We start from the raw sequence: 24,602 nt of genomic DNA on the forward strand, positions 1-24,602 counted from the left end.
CCCAACACTGGGAGGAGCACGTGTATGGATACATTCGACGAAGCACCAGACGATAGCCCAGCTTGCAGCCCGGCAATCACACACACCGAGCCGGGTATTCAAACCCTGCTGAACAAGATCAATCCGTTGATTCAAAGTGGCCGCCTCGACAATCTGGTCGATGCACTGTCACTGATCTCGGACGTCATTGATCTGCTCGACCCTGCCATGATCGAAAAAATGGCCTTGCTGTTTGAACAACTCACCAGCGCCACATGGGAAACAGGCAACGCGGTGCGTATGGCACGCGCCCAAACAGCGGCCGAGCCCCAAGCGCCAAGCCTTTATCAACTCCTTTCACTGCTGCGTCAGGAAGACACCCGACGTGGCTGCGCTGTTGCTTTACGCACACTCAATGTCATCGGAAGACAACTCTGAAAACTAGGGGACAACCTCATGCTTTCCAATGCTCAGACACCACTGGCACGGACTGCCAGCACTCAATGGGATGCCAAGTCTTATCAGCAATTTGCTCGGTTACGCGAACGACCCGTACTTGAACTGTTGGACCACGTTGACCTCGAACGCCCACAACGCATCTATGACTTGGGCTGCGGCACAGGGATCGCCACGCAATTGCTGGCCAAGCGCTGGCCCTTGGCAGATCTAACGGGGGTCGACAGTTCAGCAGAAATGCTCGAAGAGGCGACGTATCTGCCCATCAAAGCGTTGTGGCAAAAATGCGATGTGCAGCAATGGCGCGCGCAAAGTCCAGCCGATCTGTTATTTGCAGCGGCGGTTTTACACTTCATAAAAGGTCATGAAACGCTGCTGCCCCAGTTGTTGAGCCAACTGAATGTTGGCGGCTGCCTAGCGGCCCATATGTCCAACTGGCGCGATGCCTTGTGGTACCAATTGATGCTCGAAACCCTGGAAACAGGCGGCCCGAACCGCACACCAATGGGCTGCGCGAACCTTCGCCAGTTCATGGCCGAGCGTACGGTACTGTCACTCAACGCCTACTACCGCTTGCTGGCTCCGCTGACCAAACAGCTGGACATTTGGGAAACCGAACACCTTCAGGTCGTAGAGGGCCAATCGCCGATTTTTGACTGGGTAAAAGTGTCGGCCTTACGCCCAGTGCTACTGGCGTTGGATGAGCCCGAAAAAAAGCGATTTATCGAGCATTACCTGCGTTTAGTACACGAGCACTACCCACAAGAAAGTAATGGTCAGACTTTATTTCCGTTCAAGCGAATTTTCATCTTGGCAACGATCTGATCGCAGCCATAGCGCTTCTGTAGAGGCGGGTAGCTGGCTCACGAGCAAGCCCGCCCCACAGATTTGGCCTACAGCGCCTGAGTCACTCGCGTGACTCGACTCCCAGCTCATCCCACACCGACTCCGCCAAATGGAAGGTCGCATTGGCCGCAGGAATACCGCAGTAGATGGCGCTTTGCATCAGCACCTCCTTAATCTCGGCACGGGACACGCCATTATTGGCAGCCGCCCTCAGGTGCAACTTGAGCTCTTCACTGCGATTCATGCCAATTAGCATCGCAATGGTAATCAGGCTTCGGGTATGACGCGGCAACCCCGGGCGAGTCCAAATATCACCCCAAGCATGGCGGGTGATCATTTCCTGAAACTCACTATTGAACTCAGTCAGGGCGTTAAGGCTGCGATCAACGTGAGCATCGCCAAGCACTGCACGGCGCACATTCATGCCTTCGTCGTAACGTTGTTTCTCGTCCACAAAACGCTCCTTAAACCGATTCACTCGCTAACAAAAATACCAGCACGCGCTGACTGAAGGCATCACCGGCTTGCACGTTGGACAAATGCGCTGCATAGAACTCGGCGTATTGAGCGCCGGGCACTCGCTCTTGAATAAAGTGCCCGCCCGAAGGAGGTGTCACAGCATCTTCAGTGCCCGCAACCACCAGCGTTGGCACTTCAATCGCGCCCAACTGGTCACGGAAATCAGCGTCACGCACCGCCGCACAGTTAGCGGCGTAGCCCTGGGGTGAGGTGGCCGCCAGCATGTCGGTAATACGCTTGGCCTGATCCGGGTTGGCTTGGGCATATTCCGGCGTAAACCAGCGAGCAATCGACGCATCGCGCAACGCCACCATCGCCGCTTGACCCTCACGCAGAACGGTTTCAATACGCGGGTTCCAAACACCTGGTTCACCAATTTTGGCGGCAGTGTTGCACACCACGAGTGAGCGCAGACGAGAGCCGGCATTAATGCCCAGCCACTGTCCGATCAGCCCCCCCATCGACAACCCACAAAAATGTGCTTTCTCGACATGCAACGCATCCAGCAGCGCCAGCACATCGCGGCCTAGTTGCTCGATGCTGTACGGGCCTTCACTGACCAGCGATTGACCATGCCCCCGGGTGTCGTAACGCAAGACCTGAAAATGCTCAGCGAATGCTGGAATTTGCATGTCCCACATCCCCAGATCTGTACCCAGTGAGTTGGACAGCACCAACACCGGCGCCCCTTGCGGGCCATCGAGTTGGTAGTTGAGTTCACCTTCAGCGAGTTGTACACGTCCCACGAACTTCTCCTTTTATTGCGCTAACGCAAAATGTTCAGCTCGCGCACGCTCGACCCACGTCGTCGCCTGCCCGAGGTAATGAGCCGGATCAAGCAAGCGATCCAATTCGTCCGCTGACAGCTGCGCGCTAATCTCAGGCTCTTCGCCCAACACCGCACGCAAATGCCGATGTTCGGCCACCGCACGTTTACAGCACTGTTCCAGCAGATGGTGCGCAGCCTCGCGCCCCACTCGCTGAGCCAAGACAATACTCACGGCTTCGGCCAGCACCAACCCGTGGGTCAGATCCAGATTGCGCGCCATGCGCTCAGCATCCACTTCAAGGCCTTGGGCCATGCTCAGCGCTTGAGCCAGCGCCCCGGACACCACGCAACAAATCTCGGGCAGGGTTTCCCATTCGGCGTGCCAAAGGCCCAAGCTGCGCTCGTGTTCTTGAGGCATGGCGCTGAACAAAATGCTCAGCAGGCCTGGCACCCGAGTCGCGGCGCTGATCAGCACAGCGCAACCCACTGGGTTTCGTTTGTGCGGCATCGTTGATGAGCCGCCCTTGCCCGGTGCTGAAGGCTCAAAAACCTCTGCTGCCTCGGTCTGCATCAACAGGCTGATATCGCGGCCCATTTTGCCAAGACCGCCCGTAATCAAGCCCAATACGGCACCGAACTCCACCAAGCGATCGCGCTGGGTGTGCCAAGGCTGATCGGGTAGGTTCAGGCCCAGCTCTTCGGCCAATGCCTGCGCCACCGGCAGCCCTTGATCGCCCAGCGCAGCCAAAGTGCCAGAAGCACCACCAAACTGCAGGCAAAGCAAACGAGGCTTTAACTCTTGAAGCCGTTGGCGACTGCGGGTTACGGCGCCCAGCCAGTTGGCGATTTTCATCCCCAAGGTTACGGGCGTCGCCTGTTGCAACCAAGTGCGGCCCGCCATAGGCGTGCTCGCATAGCGCTGGGCCTGTTGAGCGAGCGCATCACCGAGCTGTTCCAGATCGCGCTCAACCAGATGCAAAGCAGCCCGTAATTGCAACACCAAGCCGCTGTCCATCACGTCTTGACTGGTCGCGCCCAGATGCACATACCGCTCAGCCTCTGGCGCCACGCTCGCAATGCGCTTGCCCAAGGCCTTGACCAGCGGGATGGCCGAGTTACCGGCGCTGGCAATGGCCCGACCTAACGCGGCAAAGTCATAAAGCTCAGCGCGACAGGCAGCCTCAATCGGTGCCACCGCTGTGGCTGGAATCAACCCGACCCGGGCCTGCGCACGGGCCAACCCAGCCTCGACGTCGAGCATGGCCTGAACCCGGCCATGATCACAAAACACTTCACCCATAGCGTTGGCTGTGAAGTAAGCATCGAACAGTTGGTTATGGGTTTGGTCACTCATAAAGCATCCTTAGCAGGCGCGCGCCACCGAGCGGCGCGCGCGGGCACATCACAAATCGTGGTGCAGGTATTTCGGCTGTTTGGGCAAACGGAAGCTAAACAGAAAGGCAACCGCCATCATGACCGTTACATACCAGTAGAACGTGTTTTCCATGCCCATCGACTTGAGGCCCAAGGCCACATACTCCGCCGAGCCGCCAAAAATGGCGTTGGCCACGGCATACGCCAAGCCCACACCCAACGCCCGAACCTGCGGCGGGAACATCTCGGCCTTAACTAAGCCGCTGATCGAGGTGTAAAAGCTGACAATGGCCAGCGCAAGGGTAATCAGCACAAAGGCCAAAAACGGACTGGTGATGGTCTTGAGTGTCAGCAGAATAGGCACTGTGCACAGCGTGCCCAAAGCACCAAACCAGAGCATGGATTGACGGCGACCAATCTTGTCCGCGAGCATGCCGAACACCGGCTGCATGCACATATACAGAAACAGCGCGCCAGTCATGATGTAGCTGGCGGTCTTGGCGTGCATGCCAGCGGTGTTGACCAGGTATTTCTGCATGTACGTGGTGAAGGTGTAAAAAATCAACGAGCCGCCTGCGGTGTAACCCAGCACGGTAATAAACGCGGCTTTGTGGTCACGGAACAACGCCCTCACGCTGCCGGCGTCTTTGTCCTTGCGGGTTTCAGCGCTGGTGGTTTCTTTGAGTGTGCGACGCAGCAGCAACGAGATCAGCGCAGCAATTGCACCAATCACAAACGGCACGCGCCAGCCCCATGCCCGTAGCTCATCTTCTGACAGAAACTGCTGAAGAATCACCACCACCAAAACCGCCAGTAACTGCCCGCCAATCAAGGTCACATACTGAAATGAAGCAAAGAAACCGCGCTGCCCCTTGAGCGCGACTTCACTCATGTAGGTTGCGGTAGTGCCGTATTCACCGCCCACCGACAGGCCCTGAAACAGGCGTGCCATCAGCAACAAGGCTGGAGCCCAAGCGCCAATCGAGGCGTAAGTGGGCAGAAAGGCAATCACCAATGAACCGGCGCACATCATCAGCACCGAGATCATCATCGAATTTTTTCGCCCGTGCTTATCGGCTACCCGGCCAAATATCCAGCCACCGATGGGGCGCATCAAAAAGCCTGCCGCAAACACCCCGGCCGTGTTCAGTAACTGCACCGTGGGGTCGTCAGAAGGGAAGAACGCAGGGGCAAAATAGATCGCGCAAAAGGCATAAACGTAGAAGTCGAACCATTCGACCAAGTTGCCGGAGGATGCACCGACAATCGCAAAAATCCTTTTTTTACGCTCCTCTCCGGTGTAGTGAGTGTCTGTTGTCATCTTTTTGGACTCATCTGGGATTAGTTAGATCTAGACATACCTTGCAACAACTAACACCGCAACCACAAAGAACCGAACGACTGTGGCCAGTCGTTCGGCACGGCTTGTTGTTGTGAGTTGTTAGACGCGCTCAATCGCCAACGCCAACCCCTGCCCCACACCCACACACATGGTTGCCAGGCCTTTTTTGCCGCCGGTTTTTTCCAGATGGTGCAGAGCAGTCATCACAATGCGCGCACCGCTCATGCCCAGCGGGTGCCCCAAGGCAATCGCGCCACCATTGGGGTTAACCTGCGGCGCATCGTCCGCCAGCCCCAACTCGCGCAGCACCGCCAAACCTTGGCTGGCAAACGCTTCGTTGAGCTCAATCACATCAAAGTCACTGACCGCCAACCCAAGCCGCTCAACCAGCTTGCGCACAGCCGGCACAGGGCCGATACCCATCACCCGAGGGGCAACGCCAGCGCTGGCCATGCCCAATACCCGAGCGCGGGCGGTCAAACCATGACGTTTTACCGCTTCAGCTGACGCCAAAATCAGGGCCGCCGCACCATCATTCACGCCCGACGCATTGCCGGCCGTCACCGTTTTGTCCGGGCCATTGACTGGCTTGAGTTTGCCCAAGGTTTCAAGGGTGGTGTCAGCACGCGGATGTTCATCGCGCTCAACCACGGTCTCGCCCTTTTTGTGCACGATGCGTACCGGCACGATCTCTTCGGCAAAGTAGCCCGCGGCTTGGGCGGCAGCTGTACGCTGCTGACTGCGCAGTGCAAAAGCGTCTTGATCAGCGCGCGAGACGTGGTAGTCATCTGCCACGTTATCGGCGGTTTGCGGCATCGGATCGACGCCGTATTGCGCCTTCATCAGCGGGTTGATGAAACGCCAGCCAATGGTGGTGTCTTCCAGCTTCATGTTGCGCGAGTAAGCTGCATCCGCCTTGCCCATCACAAAGGGCGCACGTGACATCGACTCGACGCCACCAGCAATTGCCAGCTCCATCTCGCCACTGGCAATCGCCCGAAAGGCAGTTCCAATGGCATCCATGCCTGAGGCACACAGGCGATTGAGCGTGACACCTGGAATAGTTTCTGGCAGCCCGGCCAACAATGCCGCCATACGCGCGACGTTGCGATTGTCTTCGCCTGCCTGATTAGCGCAGCCGAAAAAGACTTCATCCACTTCGTCCCACTTCACGCTCGGGTTGCGCTCAATCAGCGCCTTGATCGGCGTCGCAGCCAGATCATCCGCACGCACCGCGGCCAAACCACCGCCAAAGCGGCCAATGGGGGTGCGAATCGCGTCACATATAAAAACCTCGCGCATCATGCTTCTCCCGGTGCCTGGCCGTGAGCCACTGCCGTGCGCGCTTCCAGATCGCGCAACGCAGTGAGTTCAACCTCAGTCGGTTCAGCCGTTTGCACAACGTTGTCTGCAAAACGAATCGCCCAGCCAGTCGCCGCGATAACTTGCTCGCGTGTTACGCCAGGGTGCAAAGCGGTCACCACAAATTCGTTGGTTTGCGCTTCGGGCTCCATCGTGCACAGGTCAGTGATGATCCCCACTGGCCCCGCACCCGGCAGCCCCAGACGCTTACGCGAATCACCGCCTTCGCCGTGGCCTACAGAGGTAATGAAGTCCAGCTTCTCGACAAACGAACGCGCAGACTGCTTGAGGATAATCAGCACGCTTTTTGCCGAGCCAGCGATCTCCGGCGCGCCACCAGCACCCGGCAGACGTACTTTTGGCTGATGATAGTCGCCCACCACTGTGGTGTTGATGTTGCCAAAACGATCGACCTGAGCTGCACCTAAAAAGCCGACATCCACTCGCCCGCCTTGCAGCCAGTAACGAAAAATCTCACTGGTCGACACGACAGTGTCTGCGGTTTCAGCCAGCTCACCATCACCGATCGACAGCGGCAGCACGTTCGGTTTGGCACCAATCGGGCCAGACTCATAAATCAGTACCACGTCCGGGGAGGACGTTAGGCGCGCCAGGTTGGCCGCTTTGGACGGCAAGCCGATACCCACAAAGCACACCGAGCCATTTTTCAATCGGCGGGCAGCCGCAACGGTCATCATTTCATTGGTGGAGTAAGCCATTATTTTGCCTCCGAACGGCGAGCCAACTTGGCCTGGAACTCACTGAAATTCGCAGTGCCGTGAATGTATTCATCAATCCAGGCAACAAACGTCTCACGATCGCGGGCAATCGGGTCCCACGCCTGATAGAAACGGTTATCACGCTCGGTGTAACCATGGGCGTAAGAAGGATGCGCGCCACCCGGCACATGACACACCGCGCTCAAAGCCCAGGTCGGCAGTACGCAAGCATTCATGGGCGCCTGCAAGTCATCGACAATTTCTTCAACTGTCACAATGCAGCGCTTGGCAGCCAGTGCGGCTTCTTTCTGTACTCCCAAAATGCCCCACAGCAGCACGTTGCCTTTGCGGTCGGCCTTTTGTGCATGAATCACCGTCACATCGGGACGCACTGAAGGCACGGCGGCCAGTACTTCACCGGTAAATGGACAGGTCACGGTTTTGATCAGCGGGTTAACCTTGGGCAGATCGGAACCTGCATAGGCACGCAACACGGCAAAAGGTAAGCCCGAGGCGCCGGCCACGTAAGCGTTAGCCAAGTCAGCATGGCTGTGTTCTTCGATTTCCAGCGGTTGCGGCCACTGCTTCTCAACGGCATCACGCAAGCGGTGCAATGAACCAACACCCGGGTTACCACCCCAAGAGAAAATCAATTTTCGAGCACAACCGGCGCCGATCAATTGGTCGTAGATCAAGTCAGGCGTCATGCGTACCAGAGTGAGGTCTTTCTTACCCTGACGAATGATTTCATGACCTGCTGCGGTCGGAATCAGATGAGTGAAACCTTCGAGGGCGACCGTGTCGCCATCGTTCACAAATTGTTTCACGGCGTCGTGTAACGAAATGATGTCTGCCATGAGGGGTAGCTCCCGTTTTTTGTTGGCCACTTAGCTAGATGAAGGTGCGCCAGAGCGGCACCGGATGCTCAGCAGGTTAAGCCGCTGCCATCAGCCAAACAATCCGATAATCGACTATGTGTTCGTTAATCGAACACATAGTTAGCTTGCTGGTTAATTACCCTGACTCACGTTGCGTCAGCGTGACTGACCTTTCCTTTGATCAGGACAGCGGCCGTGGCTAATGCCGCAGGAATTACCAAGGCGGTCAGCACTTGTTCGAAGTTCCAACCCAAGCCAAGCAGGGTTGCGCCCATCCATGCGCCGAGAATCGCGCCAAATCGGCCGATACCCAGCATCCAGGAAACCCCCGTTGCACGCCCCTGGGTTGGGTAAAAGCGCGCCGCCAAAGAAGGCATGGCCGATTGCGCGCCGTTCACGCACATGCCCGCCACCAGCACCAACGTGGCCAGAATCGTAATGTTGCCCAGGCTCTGCCCAACTGCGTAGGCAAATATCCCGGCCAACAGATAGAAAATGCCGATTACTTTGTGCGGGTTGAATCGATCCATGGCCCACCCCACCCCCACGGCACTCAGCACACCACCGAACTGGAACAGCGCGCCAATAAAGGCGGCCTGTTCCATGCTGGCGCCGCTGTCGCGCATCAGCGTAGGCAACCAACTGGTCAGCAGGTAAACAATCACCAGCCCCATAAAGTAAGTAAGCCAGAGCAACAGGGTGCCCGTGCTGTAAGTCCCGGAGAAGATCACCGCAAGCACGTTACGCGCCTTGACGGTCTTCTGTTCCGGCACGCTAAAACTGGAGGCTTGCGCCACCACGGCAGGGGCAATTGGTGACAGCGTTTTGCGAATGCGCTCAACACTTCGATTGCGTACCACCAAATAACGCGCAGACTCCGGCAGCCACACCACGAGTACCACTGTCAGAATCAGCGGCAATATCCCGCCAATCAACAACAGGCTATGCCAGCCAAACATCGGAATCAGCTTGGCCGAGATAAACCCGCCACCTGCCATGCCCAGGTTGAAACCGCAGAACATGCTGGTCACCAGCAACGACTTGTGTCGCTCTGGGGTGTACTCCGAGAGCAAAGTGGTGGCATTGGGCATGCCTGCGCCCAGGCCAAGCCCGGTCAAAAAGCGCAATACCAGCAACTGATCAACGTTGGTGCTATAGGCAGACGCCAAGCTAAATCCGCCAAATACCAATACCGCGACAACCAACACCACTTTGCGCCCAAAGCGGTCAGCCAGCGGGCCAGACCCCAGGGCGCCGAACACCATACCAATCAGCGCCGCACTCATTACCGGGCCAAGACTGGCGCGGTCGATGCCCCAATCTTGAGACAAGGCCGGGGCAATAAACCCCATTGCCGCTGTATCCAGACCGTCCAGAAACACAATCAGAAAACACAGAATCACAACTCGCCATTGATAACGCGACAGGGGTTGGGCATTGATAAACGACTGCACATCAAGGCAGTTACCGACAGCAGATTGAGGCGAATTCATTATTTTTATTCCGCAAAAACGCAGGCGAACGAAAGCCAGCCAGAGACCAGCAGCTCACACTAAAAACTGTATTAGGGGTATCAGACGGGTCTGAAGCAAACGCTCGATAACTGCTCTAGAAGCAGACGGATGGGCAGATTCATGGCTTTTGGCCTCTTCATTATTATTGGGCGAGCCTTGAGCGAGCGAAGGTTGCAGGCATCAACTCAGAGCGCTGTCGCGACATTAATCAGCGCGCCGCGCTCATGCAATTCGATAAACGCTTAACTGTGCGTTTATCGAACGCTTAGTCCAAAAATATCTTCAACTGAACAACTGAGCGCTCAGGTCGCGGCTGGAGCTGAGCATGATCGGCAAAAAGCGCTGCTCCAACTCGGTACGCGTCACTCGGCCTGCGTGTGTGCTGACATTCAAGGCCGCCAGCACCTGCCCCGAAGCGTCGTACACAGGCACCGCAATAGAGCGAAGGCCTTGTTCCAACTCTTGATCAACCACGCACCAACCTTGTTCACGCACTTGATGTAAACACTCAAGCAACGTTTCAGCTGTGTGCAGGGTTCGGCTGGTTTTGGCCTGGAATTCGGTATGGGCCAAGTACTCGTTCAGGGTGACATCGTCCAGTGCGGCCAACAAAATACGCCCCATCGAGGTGCAATATGCCGGCAGTCGCCCGCCCACCGACAGATCGACCGAGATCAAACGCTGGGTCGTCGCCGAGCGAGCGATATAGAGAATATCTTCACCTTCGAGCGTCGCCATGTTGCAGGCTTCATGCAGTTGCTCGCTCATACGATCCAGATACGGCTGGGCTGATACAGCTAAAGGTGTCGAAGACAAATAGGCATGGCCCAGCGTCAACACTTTGGGCAACAACGAATAAGTGCGGCCATCGGTTGTGGCATAACCGAGTTTAATTAGCGTGTACAAACAGCGACGTACCGCCGCTCGCGGGATTTCGGTTCGGTGGCTGATTTGCGCAATGGTCAAATGCCGCTTGCGCTCCTGAAACGCTTGCACCACAGCAAGGCCGCGGGCCAGTGAGGCCATAAAGTCCGGATCCCCCGTGAACGCCTGGATACGTTTGGCGGGCGAAGCCACGATCGGAGGCGCGACACAGGCAAAGGCATTGCGCAATTGGTCATTCATGGATGTCCCCTGCTACCGCTATTTATTGTTATTACAGACCTGCACATGCCGTGGAACAAGCATGGAGCACGTATCGTTGGGCGATTATCGAACCATCAACCGATAATCGCAATCCTTGATCCCCTGCGCTAAGCAAATGCTAACTCGCCCTGTCCACGCCATTGCTGTGGCATTTGCCCGTCTCTCACTCCTATCTTTACAAATACTGAAGTAATAAAAGAACGTAAGACGCCTGAATAGTTGTCTCGATTAAAACCACAACAAACGTTCAATAACTTGGATAACTAATACTCGGCATTTCGATATTAGATCTATGCTCAGTTGTAGCGCGGCGATGCCAGTAGTAGGTTATTGATCTGAACGTTGACGCGCATGAAGTTCATCGGCGATAGTAGCGCCGTTATTCAGGGTTCTGTAGCACGGCTAACGCCGAGCAAATGTGCCCAAGCCACGTGCCGCATTGGATCCATTACAAACACCTCGCTCACAGTTGTGCGCTGAGGCTAATACTTCTGCGCGCAGTGGTCGTACCCATATGGGGTGAACACTTATCAGCAACGACGATCACTTTTTAGTTGATCACGTGGCAACACGGCAAAGTTTGGCCTGTTTAACCCAGACCTTGCGCAAGGGCAACACACCCCCTGCGGCCGGTTCAAACGTGTCATGGATCAAATACGTTCAATGCCGGGTGTTCACCAGATTCAAACTCAACTTAATCAGGTAACAATGTGACGAAAGAAGAACTGCGCGCAGAACTTGAGCGTCAGGAACAACGTTACAAGGATGTTTACGGCGGCGAAATTACAACCTACGCCGCCCAACCAGAGCCAGAACGCAAACCTTGGCGTAAGCGCGCCAGCTTGCTTGATCAGGCTTTTTCCCAAGAAATCCAAAAGATCGAAAAAGAACTCAAATCCGAGGAGTCATAAGCCTCCCACTCAAGTGCAACCCGTCAAGGTTGACCACTTTGCTATGGGTTAACGCTTGGGATTTGAGTGAACAGCCAGCGCGACCGTTTTTTCCCGGAAACCGCAACCTGACCCGTGAGAGCGTCTTGCGAGAGAAATTTCGCACTTTAAAAACAGACCTCCACGGGTGCTGAAACTTGTCAGCGGTAAAGGCCTATACCCTGCAATTTCAGTGGCTTGGAGAGGTTTTCCCACGACTGGGAACGCGCACGCCTTACAGGTTTTTTCATTTACAGATGTTACCAACCAGCAGCTAGTGCATTGATTACCGGGGTTTTCTGGCATAATCCGGCCCCCTTTATGACCGTGTCAGAAAACCTTCATGATCGATCTATTAAGCGGATTGGACGCCTGGGTTCTTATCAGCCTCTTCTTCGCCCTAGCCTTTGTTCTCGCGTTTGAGTTCATCAACGGCTTTCATGACACCGCAAATGCGGTAGCGACTGTCATCTACACCAAAGCGATGCCGCCTCATTTGGCAGTGTTCTTTTCTGGTGTGTTCAACTTTCTCGGCGTTCTGCTGGGCGGTGTGGGGGTGGCATATGCCATCGTCCACCTGTTGCCGGTAGAGCTACTGATTAATGTGAACACCGGACATGGCCTGGCCATGGTGTTCTCGCTACTGGCAGCTGCCATCACGTGGAACCTTGGAACCTGGTATTTCGGGATTCCAGCGTCCAGTTCACACACCCTGATCGGCTCAATCCTGGGTGTCGGGCTGGCCAATGCGTTGCTCAATGACATTCCGCTCAGCGATGGCGTGAACTGGCAAAAAGCAATCGACATCGGTGCCTCACTGGTGTTCTCGCCTCTCGCCGGTTTCGTGGTGGCGGGCCTGCTGTTGGTAGGTCTTAAATGGTGGCGCCCTGCCTCCAAGATGCACAAGACGCCCGAACAGCGCCGCAAAATGGATGACAAAAAGCACCCGCCGTTCTGGAATCGCCTGGTTCTGGTGATCTCGGCCATGACGGTGAGTTTTGTTCACGGCTCCAACGATGGCCAAAAAGGCATCGGCCTGATCATGTTGGTATTGATCGGCATCGTGCCAAGCGCTTTTGTTCTGGACCTCAACAGCACCACTTACCAGATTGAACGTACTCGCGATGCAACTTTGCACTTGAGCCAGTTCTATAAGCGTAACGACGCCACCTTGAGCGAGTTTTTAGCACTGGGTAAAAGCGTAAAAGACGACTTGCCGGGCAAGTTCCGTTGCAACCCGCAACAGACCGAGCCAACCATTGACGCGCTGCTCAGCTCCTTGAAAGGCGTTGCGAACTACCAGTCGCTGTCAGCGGAAAAACGCATCGAGATCCGTCGCTACCTGCTTTGTCTGGATGACACCGCGAAAAAGGTCAGCAAATTGCCAGCCCTTGATAGCCGCGAAAAAGCGGACCTCGAAAAACTGCGCAAAGACCTGACTGCCACCACTGAATACGCCCCGTTCTGGGTAATTCTGGCCGTTGCACTGGCCTTGGGCCTGGGCACTATGGTCGGTTGGAAGCGCGTGGTTAAAACCATCGGCGAGAAGATCGGCAAGCAAGGCATGACATACGCACAAGGCATGGCGGCTCAAATCACCACCACCTTTGCAATTGGCCTGGCTAACATCTTCGCCCTGCCTGTCTCGACGACACACATTCTGTCTTCGGGCGTTGCCGGTACGATGGTCGCCAACAAGAGCGGCCTGCAAGGCAACACCATCAAGACCATCCTGATGGCTTGGGTGTTGACCTTGCCTGCAACCATCGCACTGTCTGCGGCACTGTTCTGGCTGGCTTCCAAAGCGCTGGCCTGATCTCAACACGCGCAGCACAAAAAAGTACGACCCTCACGGGTCGTACTTTTTTTATGCCTGCAATATGGAGCGCTTACTACCGCACCCAAGCCCCAACGGCGCCACACATACAAAACACACGCGCAAAAAAATGGGCAACCGAAGTCGCCCAAAATGCCTTGCGTGCTCTGTAACTCTGTAAGACCCCGGCGCTACTTATTGCGCTTCTGGGAGTCTTTCCAGATAAAAATCCCTAGACCCGCGAAAAATAAAACCATGAGACCGACGGTGAGTACTCCGGCGATAACCACATTATCGAGAAACATGACGGCCTCCTGCGCGTGTCTGTGTGTGTTGAAGCTAGGTTAACCAGACTGGCACGTGCACAACTTGACCGGGATCAATAGTGATCACGGCCAAGGCGAAGATAACGAGGGATTTTGACTCAGATCATCAAAACGCCGATGTTCAGCGCTTTTTTGGCTTCTTTTTAGGCTTTTTCTTGGCATTTGCCAACGGCATGGCTTGCTCAAAGGCATTGCGCACTTCGATCAGACGCTTTTCATTAAGGTCGTGCACACGCTTGGCGCGCTCGGCCCCAAGGTCAACCAGCTTATTGTCTTGACTCATAAAAATGGGGTCACCGTCAGTTTGTTTCAGTCCAGGCACAACATGAAGCGGCCGCCTCAGGTAATGGGCCAATAATGCGTCGCACCCGCCTGCCTGACCAGAAAAAAACACCTAAACCTCGACATCAACCCACAGCCCTTGGCGCGGCGCACCATCAATCAGCGGGGAAACAGGCACTGTGTTGTCTTCGTTCAGCTCATCGCCCGGAACAATCACCACCTCTTGCTCCTGTCCTTGCGCCTCACGACGGCGCTGCTGTTGCTGACGCTGCTGTTCTTCACGTAGCAACAGCGTGGCCTGTTCGGAGTCATGATGTTTGAGGTTAATGCTGCTATCGCCCGAGCTGGCTTGCGCGGGCACCACAGGCGGAATATCCGGGCGCGGGCGCACTGGGTCCTGTTGCGAAGTCACGGGGATAACGCTCAGCGGTAAGATCGGCGGCAGCATAATTATTGTTCTCCTGTACTCAAGCTGTCGGCGGCAAGTCGTGCGTCTTGAGCCACTCGTCGAAAACCACCACCGCCAGCTTTATAAGCCGAGTAGCTTTTTATGAGAGAGCTTTGGACTGAGGCCTCTGATCCGTTAATATACTCGGCTTTTTCGAAGCGGGAGTCAGGCAGCATGGCGCAGCAGTATCAACCGGGGCAACGCTGGATTAGTGACAGCGAAGCTGAGCTAGGTTTAGGCACCGTTCTGGCACAGGACGGTCGCTTGTTGACCGTGCTCTATCCGGCCACTGGCGAAACCCGTCAATATTCGCTGCGCAACGCACCGCTCACGCGCGTCCGCTTCTCGCCGGGTGACACGATCATCCACTTTGAAGGCTGGAAGATGACCGTGCGCGAAGTCGAAGATGTCGACGGCTTGATGGTTTATCACGGGCTTAACGAGCAAAACGAATCCGTGACACTGCCAGAAACCCAACTGTCGAACTTCATCCAGTTCCGCTTGGCCAGCGACCGTTTATTTGCCGGGCAAATCGACCCGCTGTCATGGTTCTCATTGCGTTACCACACGCTTGAGCACACCAGCCGCCAGTTGCAATCGCCGCTGTGGGGCTTGGGCGGCGTGCGGGCGCAACCTATCGCTCACCAACTGCACATCGCCCGTGAAGTCGCTGATCGTATCGCGCCTCGGGTTTTGCTGGCTGACGAAGTGGGCTTGGGTAAAACCATCGAAGCCGGTCTGGTCATTCATCGCCAGTTGCTCAGTGGTCGAGCCAGCCGCGTGTTGATCGTGGTGCCAGAAAACCTCCAGCACCAATGGCTGGTGGAGATGCGCCGCCGCTTCAACCTTGAGGTCGCGCTGTTCGATGAAGAACGCTTCATCGAAAGCGATGCCAGCAATCCGTTTGAAGACTGCCAATTGGCGCTGGTGGCTCTTGAGTGGCTGGTCGACGACCCCAAAGCTCAAGAAGCGCTGTTTGGTGCTGATTGGGACTTGTTGGTGGTCGACGAAGCCCACCACCTGGTGTGGCATGAAGACCACGTCAGCCCTGAATACGATCTGGTCGAACAACTGGCCGGCGTGATCCCGGGCGTCTTGCTATTGACTGCAACCCCGGAGCAATTGGGGCAAGACAGCCACTTCGCGCGCCTGCGTCTGCTGGACCCAAACCGTTTCCACGATCTGGCGGCCTTCCGGGCCGAAAGCGAAAACTACCGCCCTGTCGCCCAAGCTGTACAAGAGCTGCTGGACAAAGGCCGTCTATCGCCCGAAGCCCATAACACTATTCACGGTTTCCTCGGCGCCGAAGGTGACACGCTGCTTGCTGCGGTCAACGAAGGCGATACCGAAGCCAGTGCCCGCTTGGTGCGCGAGCTGCTTGATCGTCACGGCACCGGTCGCGTCCTGTTCCGTAACACCCGCGCTGCCATTCAAGGCTTCCCTGAGCGCAAACTGCATGCTTACCCGCTGCCATGCCCAGACCAATATCTGGAGCTGCCGCTGGGTGAACACGCCGAGCTGTACCCCGAAGTCAGTTTTCAGGCCCAGCCTGACGCCAGCGATGAAGAACGCTGGTGGAGCTTTGACCCTCGGGTTGAGTGGCTAACCGACACCCTCAAAATGCTCAAGCGCACCAAAGTATTGGTGATCTGCGCCCACGCCGAAACCGCAATGGATCTGGAAGACGCACTGCGCGTGCGTTCTGGCATTCCTGCCACGGTCTTCCACGAAGGCATGAACATTCTGGAGCGCGACCGCGCAGCTGCCTACTTCGCCGATGAAGAGTTCGGTGCTCAGGTGCTGATCTGCTCCGAAATCGGCAGCGAAGGTCGTAACTTCCAGTTCGCACACCATCTTGTGCTGTTCGATCTGCCGTCCCACCCAGATTTGCTGGAACAGCGGATTGGCCGTCTGGACCGTATTGGCCAGAAGCACGTCATCGAGCTGCACGTTCCGTACCTCGAAACCAGCCCGCAACAGCGCCTGTTCCAGTGGTATCACGAAGCGCTAAACGCCTTCCTCAATACCTGCCCAACTGGCAACGCCCTGCAACATCGCTTCGGCCCGCGTCTGCTGCCATTGCTGGAAGGCGCAGACGATGACGAATGGCAAGCGCTGATCAACGAAGCACGAGCCGACCGCGAGCGTCTTGAGCAAGAGCTGCACACCGGCCGCGACCGTCTATTGGAACTGAACTCCGGTGGCTCAGGCGAAGGTGAAGCACTGGTTGAAGCGATCCTTGAACAAGACGATCAATTCACCCTGCCGATCTACATGGAAACCCTGTTCAACGCCTTCGGCATTGACAGCGAAGACCACTCAGAGAACGCGCTGATCCTAAAGCCGAGCGAAAAAATGCTCGACGCCAGCTTCCCGCTGGGTGACGACGAAGGTGTCACCATCACCTACGACCGCAATCAGGCGCTGTCGCGTGAAGACATGCAGTTCATCACTTGGGAACACCCAATGGTGCAAGGTGGCATGGACCTCGTGTTGTCAGGCTCAATGGGCAACACCGCCGTCGCGCTGATCAAAAACAAGGCACTCAAACCCGGCACGGTACTGCTTGAGCTGATTTACGTCAGCGAAGTGGTTGCCCCGCGCGCCTTGCAATTGGGTCGTTACCTGCCGCCTGCTGCGCTGCGTTGCCTGCTCGACGCTAATGGCAACGACCTGTCGTCACGCGTGGCCTTCGAAACCCTGAATGAACAGCTGGAAAGCGTTCCTCGCGCCAGCGCCAACAAGTTCGTTCAAGCCCAACGCGACAGCCTGACGCCAAAAATCAACGCCGGTGAAGCCAAAATCGCACCACGTCACGCAGAACGTGTGGCAGAAGCTCAGCGCCGCTTGGCTGCCGACACCGAAGAAGAACTCGCGCGCCTGACAGCCTTGCAGGCCGTCAACCCAAGCGTGCGAGACAGCGAACTGGTTGCCTTGCGCAAACAACGCGAACAAGGCTTGGCCATGCTTGAAAAAGCGGCTCTGCGCCTTGAAGCGATTCGAGTGCTGGTCGCAGGCTGATAAAAAGGCCCGCTTGCGCAAACAAGCGGGCCTTAATTCACTTAATCAAACGAGACCTGCTCGCGAAGGACGTCAACGATAACGTGTGGGCGCTGGATGAGCGCGATGTGCCTCGAGCTTTTCGCGAGCAGGCTCGCTTCTAAAGTTGTCCTTTAATGTACGTTTTTGTACTACACGCACGATACCTTCGACGCTTATAGCAAAATGATAGGTGTCATCTAGCCATCACCCCTCCCAAAGCAAATCCACCCACCTATACTTGAGCGCAAGCTAGCGTCTTTCGACTAGCAAACTTGGACAAGTGCCGAGGCGCGCAATGGAATGGCTAGGGTTGCAGTTTCTTGGCGAACACACTGAGCATGGGCAGCAACTGCTCAGCAGCAGTCATAACCCTTATTTAGTGTTTCTTGCCTATGTTGTGGCCTGTGCTTCTTGTTTAGCCGCCTTACACATGGTTGAACGCGCAGCCAACGCTGAAAAAACCAAAGCCAAAACAGTGTGGCGCTGGCTCGGTGCAAGTTGCTTGGCGGGCGGCATCTGGGCAATGCACTTCATCAGTATGTTGGCGTTCGATACTCCCATCGAAGTGCATTACGACTTAGGCATCACTGTTGGCTCCCTGCTGATTATCCTGATTGGCGCGGTAATCACCACCCAGATCCTCAATCACTGCCCCGTATCGCGTATTCGCCTACTACTGGCAGCGTTGATTTTTGGGCTGAGCATTTGCGCCATGCACTATGTCGGCATGTCGGCCATGCACTCCAACAGTGAGCAGCATTACAGCAGGGCCATGTTTGCGCTCTCATTACTGCTCGCAGTCGGTGCAAGCTTTGGCGGGCTATTGCTGGCCATATCTTTACGCTCAGTCAACGGTTTGCGTCACCAGTTTTTAAAGTACGCCATCAGTATTGCGGGCGGTGCCGCCATCCTGAGTGTTCACTTCGTCGGCATGTGGGCGCTGCACACCCCATCCCCCATAAGCGACGCCCTAGCCCACATCGAAAACAATCATTGGCAGTTGGCCCTGATGGTGGCGCTGATCGCTTTGCTATTAATAGGCAGCAGTATCAGCGCGGCCTTGGTCGATAAAAAGTTACAAAACAAAGAACACGACTTAATGCGAGTCAATGCGCTGCTCAGCCAGCTTGATCAGGCGCGCGTGTCCTTGCAGCAAGTGGCGCATTTTGACCCGTTGACCAACCTGATTAACCGCCGCGGGTTCAACCAGCTATTTGCTGAAAAACTCATTGAGCGCGAAAACAGCAACAGCATGCTCGCGGTCATGTTTCTGGACATTGACCATTTCAAACGCATCAACGACAGCCTGGGCCATGATGCGGGAGATGAACTGCTCAAAGTCATCGCCAACCAGATTAAAAGCGCCACGCGCAGCCACGATGACGTTGTCGCGCGATTTGGGGGGGATGAGTTCTGCATCTTGATCAGCCTGAACAACCGCGATGAAGCACGGCATATGGCGCAACGCATCATGCTCAAAATGAAAGAGCCCATCGAGCTGGCTGGGCGCAGCATGGTGATGACCACCAGCATTGGCATCAGCGTATTCCCGGATGACGGCAGAGCCAGCGACGAACTGCTCAAACATGCTGATTTGGCGCTTTATCAATCCAAAGGCAATGGCCGCAACAGCCTGAACTTCTTCAGCACAAACCTCAAAGCTCGCGCTTCGCTGGAGCTGCAAATCGAAGAAGAGCTGCGCAATGCTTTGCGCGAAAACACGGGGCTGCTTTTGCATTACCAACCCATTGTTGACCTCAAAACAGGCCGAGTGTCCAAACTCGAGGCCTTGGTTCGCTGGAACCACCCCGAACATGGCTTGCTCAGCCCTGAACGTTTTATCAGCATCGCCGAAGCCAATGGGCTGATTGCCGAACTGGACAATTGGGTGTTGCGCAAAGCCTGTCACGACCTGGCAGACCTCACACGCCAGGGTTGGGCCAGCATTGGTATTGCCGTCAATTGCTCAGCCTTGAATTTGGTACGCGTCGAGCTTGCCGATGAAATTGAAAGCGCTCTGCGCTCATCCGGTATCGCCGCCCACCGCCTGGAGCTGGAAGTCACAGAAAACGCGCTAATGGGCAACATCAGCAATACCTCACAACTGCTGCTTCAAATCCGGGCCCTCGGCGTATCGCTGTCGATTGACGATTTCGGCACTGGCTACTCATCCCTCGCCTATTTAAAGCGTTTGCCGCTCAACACGTTGAAGATTGATCGCTCGTTTATTCAAGACATTCCCAAGTCCAGCCAAGACATGGAGATTGTCCAAGCAATCATCGTTATGGCCCACACGCTGCACCTGCAAGTGGTGACAGAAGGTGTCGAAACACTTGCCCAGTTCGAGTTTTTAAACAAGTACGGCTGCGACTTCATTCAGGGCTATTTACTGAGCCACCCCGTGCCACTGGAGGAACTGAACAACCTGCTCGAACAGCTCAATCAACAGCATCTGCCAGAGCCTGAGTTCGCAGTGCTTCAACTCTCAAGCCAGTAAAATGCCAGCATCGACTAAAAGTCGTGTATGACCATTAAAGAACCTTCGTTTCAGGCCGATTAATTTCTGTTCGATCAAAATTAACCTTATTCAAGCTGAGGGTTAAAAGGATCGTTCACGCCCAAATCGCGTCTAAAAACGCGATTTCTTACTTCGTATTGGCCGTTGAAAGCCCCTCAACAGTCGCACAGTCCAGGCAGATGGCACCCAATGACCTCTAACAATAATGCGACACCCGTTGTTTCCGAGCTGTCTCTGAAAACACTGATCGAGCCTCACAAGGCACCGAAAAGCTATTCAAGCCATCGCCCACTCGCCACCCAGCAATACCTGTACTTCACCGAAACCAATACTGATCGCATTCTCGAAAACCTGGACGGCTTGAGGGACATTGTTTACCCGCGTACCGAGTTGATCGAAGACGACAGTGAAAGCCGTGACGAACAGCAATTTCCTTCGGTGTGCTTGATCGGGCTGGGCCGCTGCGGTTCGAACATTGCGCTGGATGTTGCTGAACTGGTTTACAACGCTCGCAAGTTTTACCTCAATGAGTTCAACGCCACCGACTTGCGCCTCGAAGACAAGCGTTACAAACCAGCCCAGTGGATTCGCAACAACCTGCGACTGGTTCAAAGCAAAGCTAGCAAGCCGGTGTTTCTGGTAGAGCCATTAGTGTTGTTGGGCGACTTGGACAAAGACATTGCCGGGCGTATTCGCTTCTCGCGCAAAGGCGAAAAAAGCGACTTCATCCGCGATTACAAAAAAATGAAAATCATGGACTTGTCAGAAGTCCATGCGGGCGGTGCAGGCAACGCGCCAATTTTGGGTCAGTATTTGGCCAAAATCATCCTGAACAAGGACGCCCAACGCTTCTCAAGCCCAGACTGGAAGCTGATTCATTCCTATCTGATTGATTCGTGCGGGATCAAAGCCAACCAATCGCGTCTGTATTTCTCGATTTTCAGCGCAGGCGGCGGTACGGGCTCAGGCATGGCCTCGGAGTTTGGCCTGGCTCAGCAGTTCTCGTACATGAACAAAACCTTCGACACCAAACCGGCTGACGAGCACGACAGCAAAAGCGGTCACGCCTTTGTGTTTGAGCCTATCTTTACCAGCGGCATTTGCGTACTGCCGAACATTTCCGATCACCGCAGTGAAATGTCCGAGGCGCTGCACATCAACGCCGGGCGTTTGTTGTGCAAGTACCTGTCTGAAGAGTGGGATTTCTCATACAACTTCGACAACGAAGACAGCAGCGAAGCCAGCGTCATGGGCCGTATTCGCCCGTGGAACGCCATGATGCTGATCTCCAACGACATCATGCGTTACGCCGAACAAAGCGATGACGGCAACATCCAGAACATTGACGTCAATGCGATGGAAAAACACGCCAACCAATACATCTCGCAGCAGATTTTCAACATTCTGACTGCCCAGGCAGTGACCACCGACTACGACCAGACTTACTTCCGACGCGCCGGTATTGACATTGGCGAAACCATCCGCCTGGACGCCAATGACTTGTTCATGAGCCTCGCAGGCCCTGTGGCGATTGCCTACGCCGAATCGGTCGTGCCTGAACAACCCGCGCCCAGCACCGATAAATTCAAGGTGTTTGAAAAAGAGCCGCAGCGGCTGGACATCGACGACCTGTTTTTCCGCTCCATCGACTTGCCACACTTCAACAAAGACACCCAGGCCATCGAAGGCATCAGCCTGTTGCCGATCGAGTCGCAGCGCTATCGCTGCGCCCTTGAGCAGTACAAGAGTTCAGGGTATGACGCTGCCGCACTGCATGACCTGCACTTTTTCAAAAACTGCTCATCGGTGGTGTCGATCGTATCCTTACCCAAGGACTACAAACTGTCGTACATGGACCTCAATCGACTCAAGACCCACCTCAACAGCCTGTTCCCCAACACCACGCTCAAGCGCTATGCACTGGTGATTGGCGCTTCGGCCAACTTGTCGTTGACTACCTTGATCGCCAAAAGCCCATGCCTGTCAGATGACTTTCTGACGTTAATCGTGGCGTTTATCAAGCGCTGCTTTGCGCGTAATCCCTACCGTTTTGACGAGACGCTGGACGATTCGGTGTTGGAGTTCATCACAGGCGATGAGTTTGATGAAAGCCGCATTGATGAGCTGCTCAATGAGTTCGAAAACCCGGCCAAAATTCTGGATACCAACTGGTATGCGATCAAGCCGATGTACGAGAAGAAGTACCGCGAGCTGATTAACGATAAAGACAAATATGTCTCGATCAATGACATCCGCCTCTCACGCGACTGCGTGAAAAAAGCCATCAAATACCTGCGCGAAATCTACCGTCATCGCATTGGTAAAACCAAGATCATCTCCCTGAACACTCACACCGGTAAAACCGAGTACTAAAGCCCTCACACGAGCACAAAAAAACGCCACAGCGCAAACTGTGGCGTTTCTCTACGGCAAGTTGCCACTACGCAAAATCAAGTTACTGACCTACACACTCACAGCTTGAAAAATAATCTTAAAAACGCCCATTTTCGGTGCGCAAGATTATTTTTCTGCCCTTTCCTGGATCATTATCCAAGGTGATACCACCACCGACCACAGCTGCGGATTGCGTTCAGAAAAGTCCAAAGCCTGCGTGTCAGACACCTTGCCAAGCACTCCAGAGGCCATCCAGGCCGCCACCTTCTCTGCATCATCCTGGCTCACTGCTTGCGCCGCTTCGATCAAGTCCAGTGCGGGGTCAATCCACAGTAAATCCCCCTTGGCAAAGAACGGCTGCAACACGCTCCACTCAATAGTTGCGGTCTCACCAATCAGCTTGGCATAGAGGGTGCTAGGTTCTTCAATCATGGGTTTCACCGAGTATAAAAATCGGCGCAATGATAGCGCCGCTCACTGGGTAGAAAAACCCGGGTTCAGGTGTGAACTGGAAGAAAAATCTGGCAGATACGGGGCGATAGGTTGAATTGGCAACATTCTGATAAAAATCATCAGCATAATTCGCCGCCATTCTGTCTCTTTCTTTCGTTTAAGCGACATTTTCAGGTTTTCCCCTCCGCTGCACGCTATTCAAGCGCTAAACCGGCGCTCTACACTGTACCGGTACAGTTGCAGGGGGGATTGACCGGGAAATTCGCTAAAAGAAGACCCGGTCCGGCTGCCTTGGCTTCCAGGACTATAAAAATTACAACAGAAGAGTGGAGCACCAATAAAGATGGCTACTAAGCACATTACTAAACTGTTTGCCGCTATGGTTTTGGCCGGGGTTGCCAGCCATTCGTTTGCAGCAGACACCATCAAGATCGGTATTGCAGGGCCTAAAACCGGGCCTCTGACCCAGTACGGCGACATGCAGTTCGCTGGCGTAAAAATGGCCATCGAACAAATCAATGCCAAGGGGGGCGTTGATGGCAAAAAGCTTGAATCCGTTGATTACGATGACGCCTGCGACCCGAAACAAGCGGTTGCCGTTGCCAACAAAGTGGTCAACGACGGTATTAAATTTGTAGTCGGTCACCTGTGTTCCAGCTCCACCCAGCCTGCTTCGGACATCTACGAAGACGAAGGCGTTGTCATGATCACCCCGGCCGCCACCGGCCCTGAAATCACCGCTCGCGGTTACAAAATGATCTTCCGTACTATCGGTCTGGACAGCGCACAGGGCCCAGCAGCCGGTAACTACATTGCCGATCACGTCAAACCGAAAGTCGTTGCGGTATTGCACGACAAACAACAATACGGTGAAGGCATCGCCACCGCCGTCAAAAAGACCCTCGAAGACAAAGGCACCAAAGTCGCCGTCTTTGAAGGCGTCAACGCTGGCGAAAAAGACTACTCATCTGTTATTGCCAAGCTTAAACAAGCCAACGTGGATTTCGTTTACTACGGCGGCTACCACCCTGAACTGGGCCTGATCCTGCGCCAAGCCAAAGAGAAAGGCTTGAACGCCAAATTCATGGGCCCAGAAGGCGTGGGTAACGAGTCCATCTCGCAAATCGCTCAAGGTGCTTCCGAAGGCCTGTTGGTGACCCTGCCAAAAGCATTCGACGCCGACCCTGCCAACAAGGCCCTGGTTGATGCTTTTGCTGCCAAGAAACAAGACCCTACCGGCCCGTTCGTGTTCCCGGCTTACGCAGCAGTTGAAGTCATCGCTGGTGGTATCGAGCAGGCGAAAAGCGAAGACCCAGCCAAAGTGGCTGAAGCCATCCACAAAGGCACTTTCAAAACGCCAACCGGTAACCTTAAGTTTGACGCCAAAGGCGACGTAGAAGATTTCAAATTCGTGGTCTACGAATGGCACTTCGGCAAACCTAAAACTGAAGTAAGCCCTCAGTAAGAGCGAGGTTGCGTCCTGATATACA

General features: G+C 55.0%; 22 protein-coding genes. 8 read left to right on the forward strand and 14 right to left on the reverse strand.

Translation table 11 applies throughout. The features are described from left to right. Positions 1 to 24: 24 nt before the first annotated feature. Both ACZRJQ_RS06300 and ACZRJQ_RS06305 read left to right on the forward strand, forming a co-directional pair. The gene (locus ACZRJQ_RS06300) at positions 25 to 417 is read left to right on the forward strand and encodes a helical membrane plugin domain-containing protein (protein WP_463977519.1); all 393 of its coding nucleotides are present in this window, start codon (positions 25 to 27) and stop codon (positions 415 to 417) included. Between the two features lie 18 nt (positions 418 to 435). Continuing rightward, the gene (locus tag ACZRJQ_RS06305; protein WP_463977520.1) at positions 436 to 1,260 is read left to right on the forward strand and encodes a methyltransferase domain-containing protein; all 825 of its coding nucleotides are present in this window, start codon (positions 436 to 438) and stop codon (positions 1,258 to 1,260) included. Between the two features lie 82 nt (positions 1,261 to 1,342). Here ACZRJQ_RS06305 and pcaC read toward each other — a convergent pair whose 3' ends face one another. The 9 genes from pcaC to pcaR all read right to left on the reverse strand — a co-directional run bounded on the left by pcaC (position 1,343) and on the right by pcaR (position 10,883). After that, positions 1,343 to 1,735, reverse strand: coding sequence for a 4-carboxymuconolactone decarboxylase (gene pcaC, locus ACZRJQ_RS06310; protein ID WP_463977521.1), 393 nt, complete (start codon positions 1,733 to 1,735; stop codon positions 1,343 to 1,345). Positions 1,736 to 1,745: 10 nt separating this feature from the next. After that, positions 1,746 to 2,546 (reverse strand): 3-oxoadipate enol-lactonase, encoded by an 801-nt coding sequence (gene pcaD, locus ACZRJQ_RS06315; protein WP_463977522.1) that lies wholly within the window; start codon positions 2,544 to 2,546, stop codon positions 1,746 to 1,748. Between the two features lie 12 nt (positions 2,547 to 2,558). Further along, positions 2,559 to 3,923, reverse strand: coding sequence for a 3-carboxy-cis,cis-muconate cycloisomerase (locus tag ACZRJQ_RS06320; RefSeq protein WP_463977523.1), 1,365 nt, complete (start codon positions 3,921 to 3,923; stop codon positions 2,559 to 2,561). A gap of 48 nt (positions 3,924 to 3,971) precedes the next feature. Next, positions 3,972 to 5,264, reverse strand: a complete 1,293-nt coding sequence (locus ACZRJQ_RS06325; protein ID WP_463977524.1) for an MFS family transporter — start codon at positions 5,262 to 5,264, stop codon at positions 3,972 to 3,974. A gap of 120 nt (positions 5,265 to 5,384) precedes the next feature. Continuing rightward, positions 5,385 to 6,590 carry a 3-oxoadipyl-CoA thiolase gene (gene pcaF, locus ACZRJQ_RS06330; protein WP_463977525.1) on the reverse strand — a complete coding sequence of 402 codons (1,206 nt, stop codon included), beginning with the start codon at positions 6,588 to 6,590 and terminating at the stop codon, positions 5,385 to 5,387. Then, positions 6,587 to 7,369, reverse strand: coding sequence for a CoA-transferase subunit beta (locus ACZRJQ_RS06335; RefSeq protein WP_463977675.1), 783 nt, complete (start codon positions 7,367 to 7,369; stop codon positions 6,587 to 6,589). The genes pcaF and ACZRJQ_RS06335 overlap by 4 nt, the downstream gene beginning before the upstream one ends. Next, entirely contained in the window at positions 7,366 to 8,223 is an 858-nt protein-coding gene (locus tag ACZRJQ_RS06340; protein ID WP_463977526.1) for a CoA transferase subunit A, read from the reverse strand. Before ACZRJQ_RS06340 ends, ACZRJQ_RS06335 begins: the two co-directional genes overlap by 4 nt. Before the next feature lie 167 nt (positions 8,224 to 8,390). Further along, positions 8,391 to 9,737 (reverse strand): 4-hydroxybenzoate transporter PcaK, encoded by a 1,347-nt coding sequence (pcaK, locus tag ACZRJQ_RS06345; protein WP_463977527.1) that lies wholly within the window; start codon positions 9,735 to 9,737, stop codon positions 8,391 to 8,393. Positions 9,738 to 10,040: 303 nt separating this feature from the next. Continuing rightward, entirely contained in the window at positions 10,041 to 10,883 is an 843-nt protein-coding gene (gene pcaR / locus ACZRJQ_RS06350) for a pca regulon transcriptional regulator PcaR (RefSeq protein ID WP_463977528.1), read from the reverse strand. 731 nt (positions 10,884 to 11,614) lie between these two features. On the opposite strand from pcaR, the gene ACZRJQ_RS06355 reads away from it, so the two are divergent. Together ACZRJQ_RS06355 and ACZRJQ_RS06360 are read left to right on the forward strand one after the other, a co-directional pair. Further along, a complete protein-coding gene (locus ACZRJQ_RS06355; protein WP_463977529.1) occupies positions 11,615 to 11,815 on the forward strand; it encodes a hypothetical protein in 201 nt (66 codons plus the stop codon). 361 nt (positions 11,816 to 12,176) lie between these two features. Next, complete coding sequence (locus tag ACZRJQ_RS06360; RefSeq protein ID WP_463977530.1) at positions 12,177 to 13,649, forward strand: inorganic phosphate transporter; 1,473 nt, start codon at positions 12,177 to 12,179, stop codon at positions 13,647 to 13,649. Between the two features lie 191 nt (positions 13,650 to 13,840). On the opposite strand, the gene ccoM is transcribed toward ACZRJQ_RS06360, so the two are convergent. From ccoM to ACZRJQ_RS06375, 3 genes are all read right to left on the reverse strand, one after another. Then, complete coding sequence (gene ccoM / locus ACZRJQ_RS06365; protein WP_019411060.1) at positions 13,841 to 13,954, reverse strand: cytochrome c oxidase subunit CcoM; 114 nt, start codon at positions 13,952 to 13,954, stop codon at positions 13,841 to 13,843. A 142-nt stretch (positions 13,955 to 14,096) separates the two neighbouring features. Then, positions 14,097 to 14,258, reverse strand: a complete 162-nt coding sequence (locus tag ACZRJQ_RS06370) for a hypothetical protein (protein WP_463977531.1) — start codon at positions 14,256 to 14,258, stop codon at positions 14,097 to 14,099. A gap of 111 nt (positions 14,259 to 14,369) precedes the next feature. After that, complete coding sequence (locus ACZRJQ_RS06375) at positions 14,370 to 14,705, reverse strand: aspartate-semialdehyde dehydrogenase (RefSeq protein WP_463977532.1); 336 nt, start codon at positions 14,703 to 14,705, stop codon at positions 14,370 to 14,372. Positions 14,706 to 14,879: 174 nt separating this feature from the next. Here ACZRJQ_RS06375 and rapA point away from each other — a divergent pair, with 174 nt between their 5' ends. The 3 genes from rapA (at position 14,880) to ACZRJQ_RS06390 (ending at position 22,638) form a co-directional block, all read left to right on the forward strand. Next, positions 14,880 to 17,726, forward strand: coding sequence for an RNA polymerase-associated protein RapA (rapA, locus tag ACZRJQ_RS06380; protein ID WP_463977533.1), 2,847 nt, complete (start codon positions 14,880 to 14,882; stop codon positions 17,724 to 17,726). 316 nt (positions 17,727 to 18,042) lie between these two features. Beyond that, positions 18,043 to 20,244 carry a putative bifunctional diguanylate cyclase/phosphodiesterase gene (locus ACZRJQ_RS06385; protein ID WP_463977534.1) on the forward strand — a complete coding sequence of 734 codons (2,202 nt, stop codon included), beginning with the start codon at positions 18,043 to 18,045 and terminating at the stop codon, positions 20,242 to 20,244. A 210-nt stretch (positions 20,245 to 20,454) separates the two neighbouring features. Continuing rightward, positions 20,455 to 22,638 carry a hypothetical protein gene (locus ACZRJQ_RS06390; RefSeq protein WP_463977535.1) on the forward strand — a complete coding sequence of 728 codons (2,184 nt, stop codon included), beginning with the start codon at positions 20,455 to 20,457 and terminating at the stop codon, positions 22,636 to 22,638. A 147-nt stretch (positions 22,639 to 22,785) separates the two neighbouring features. Here the strand turns inward: ACZRJQ_RS06390 and ACZRJQ_RS06395 are convergent, their stop codons facing one another. Continuing rightward, a complete protein-coding gene (locus ACZRJQ_RS06395) occupies positions 22,786 to 23,091 on the reverse strand; it encodes a DUF2288 domain-containing protein (RefSeq protein WP_463977536.1) in 306 nt (101 codons plus the stop codon). Next, the gene (locus tag ACZRJQ_RS06400) at positions 23,084 to 23,251 is read right to left on the reverse strand and encodes a hypothetical protein (protein ID WP_463977537.1); all 168 of its coding nucleotides are present in this window, start codon (positions 23,249 to 23,251) and stop codon (positions 23,084 to 23,086) included. Before ACZRJQ_RS06400 ends, ACZRJQ_RS06395 begins: the two co-directional genes overlap by 8 nt. Positions 23,252 to 23,449: 198 nt before the next feature. Here ACZRJQ_RS06400 and ACZRJQ_RS06405 point away from each other — a divergent pair, with 198 nt between their 5' ends. Beyond that, positions 23,450 to 24,577, forward strand: coding sequence for a branched-chain amino acid ABC transporter substrate-binding protein (locus ACZRJQ_RS06405; RefSeq protein WP_463977676.1), 1,128 nt, complete (start codon positions 23,450 to 23,452; stop codon positions 24,575 to 24,577). The last annotated feature ends 25 nt before the right edge of the window (positions 24,578 to 24,602 follow it).

This window comes from Pseudomonas sp. E315 (genome assembly GCF_055406205.1).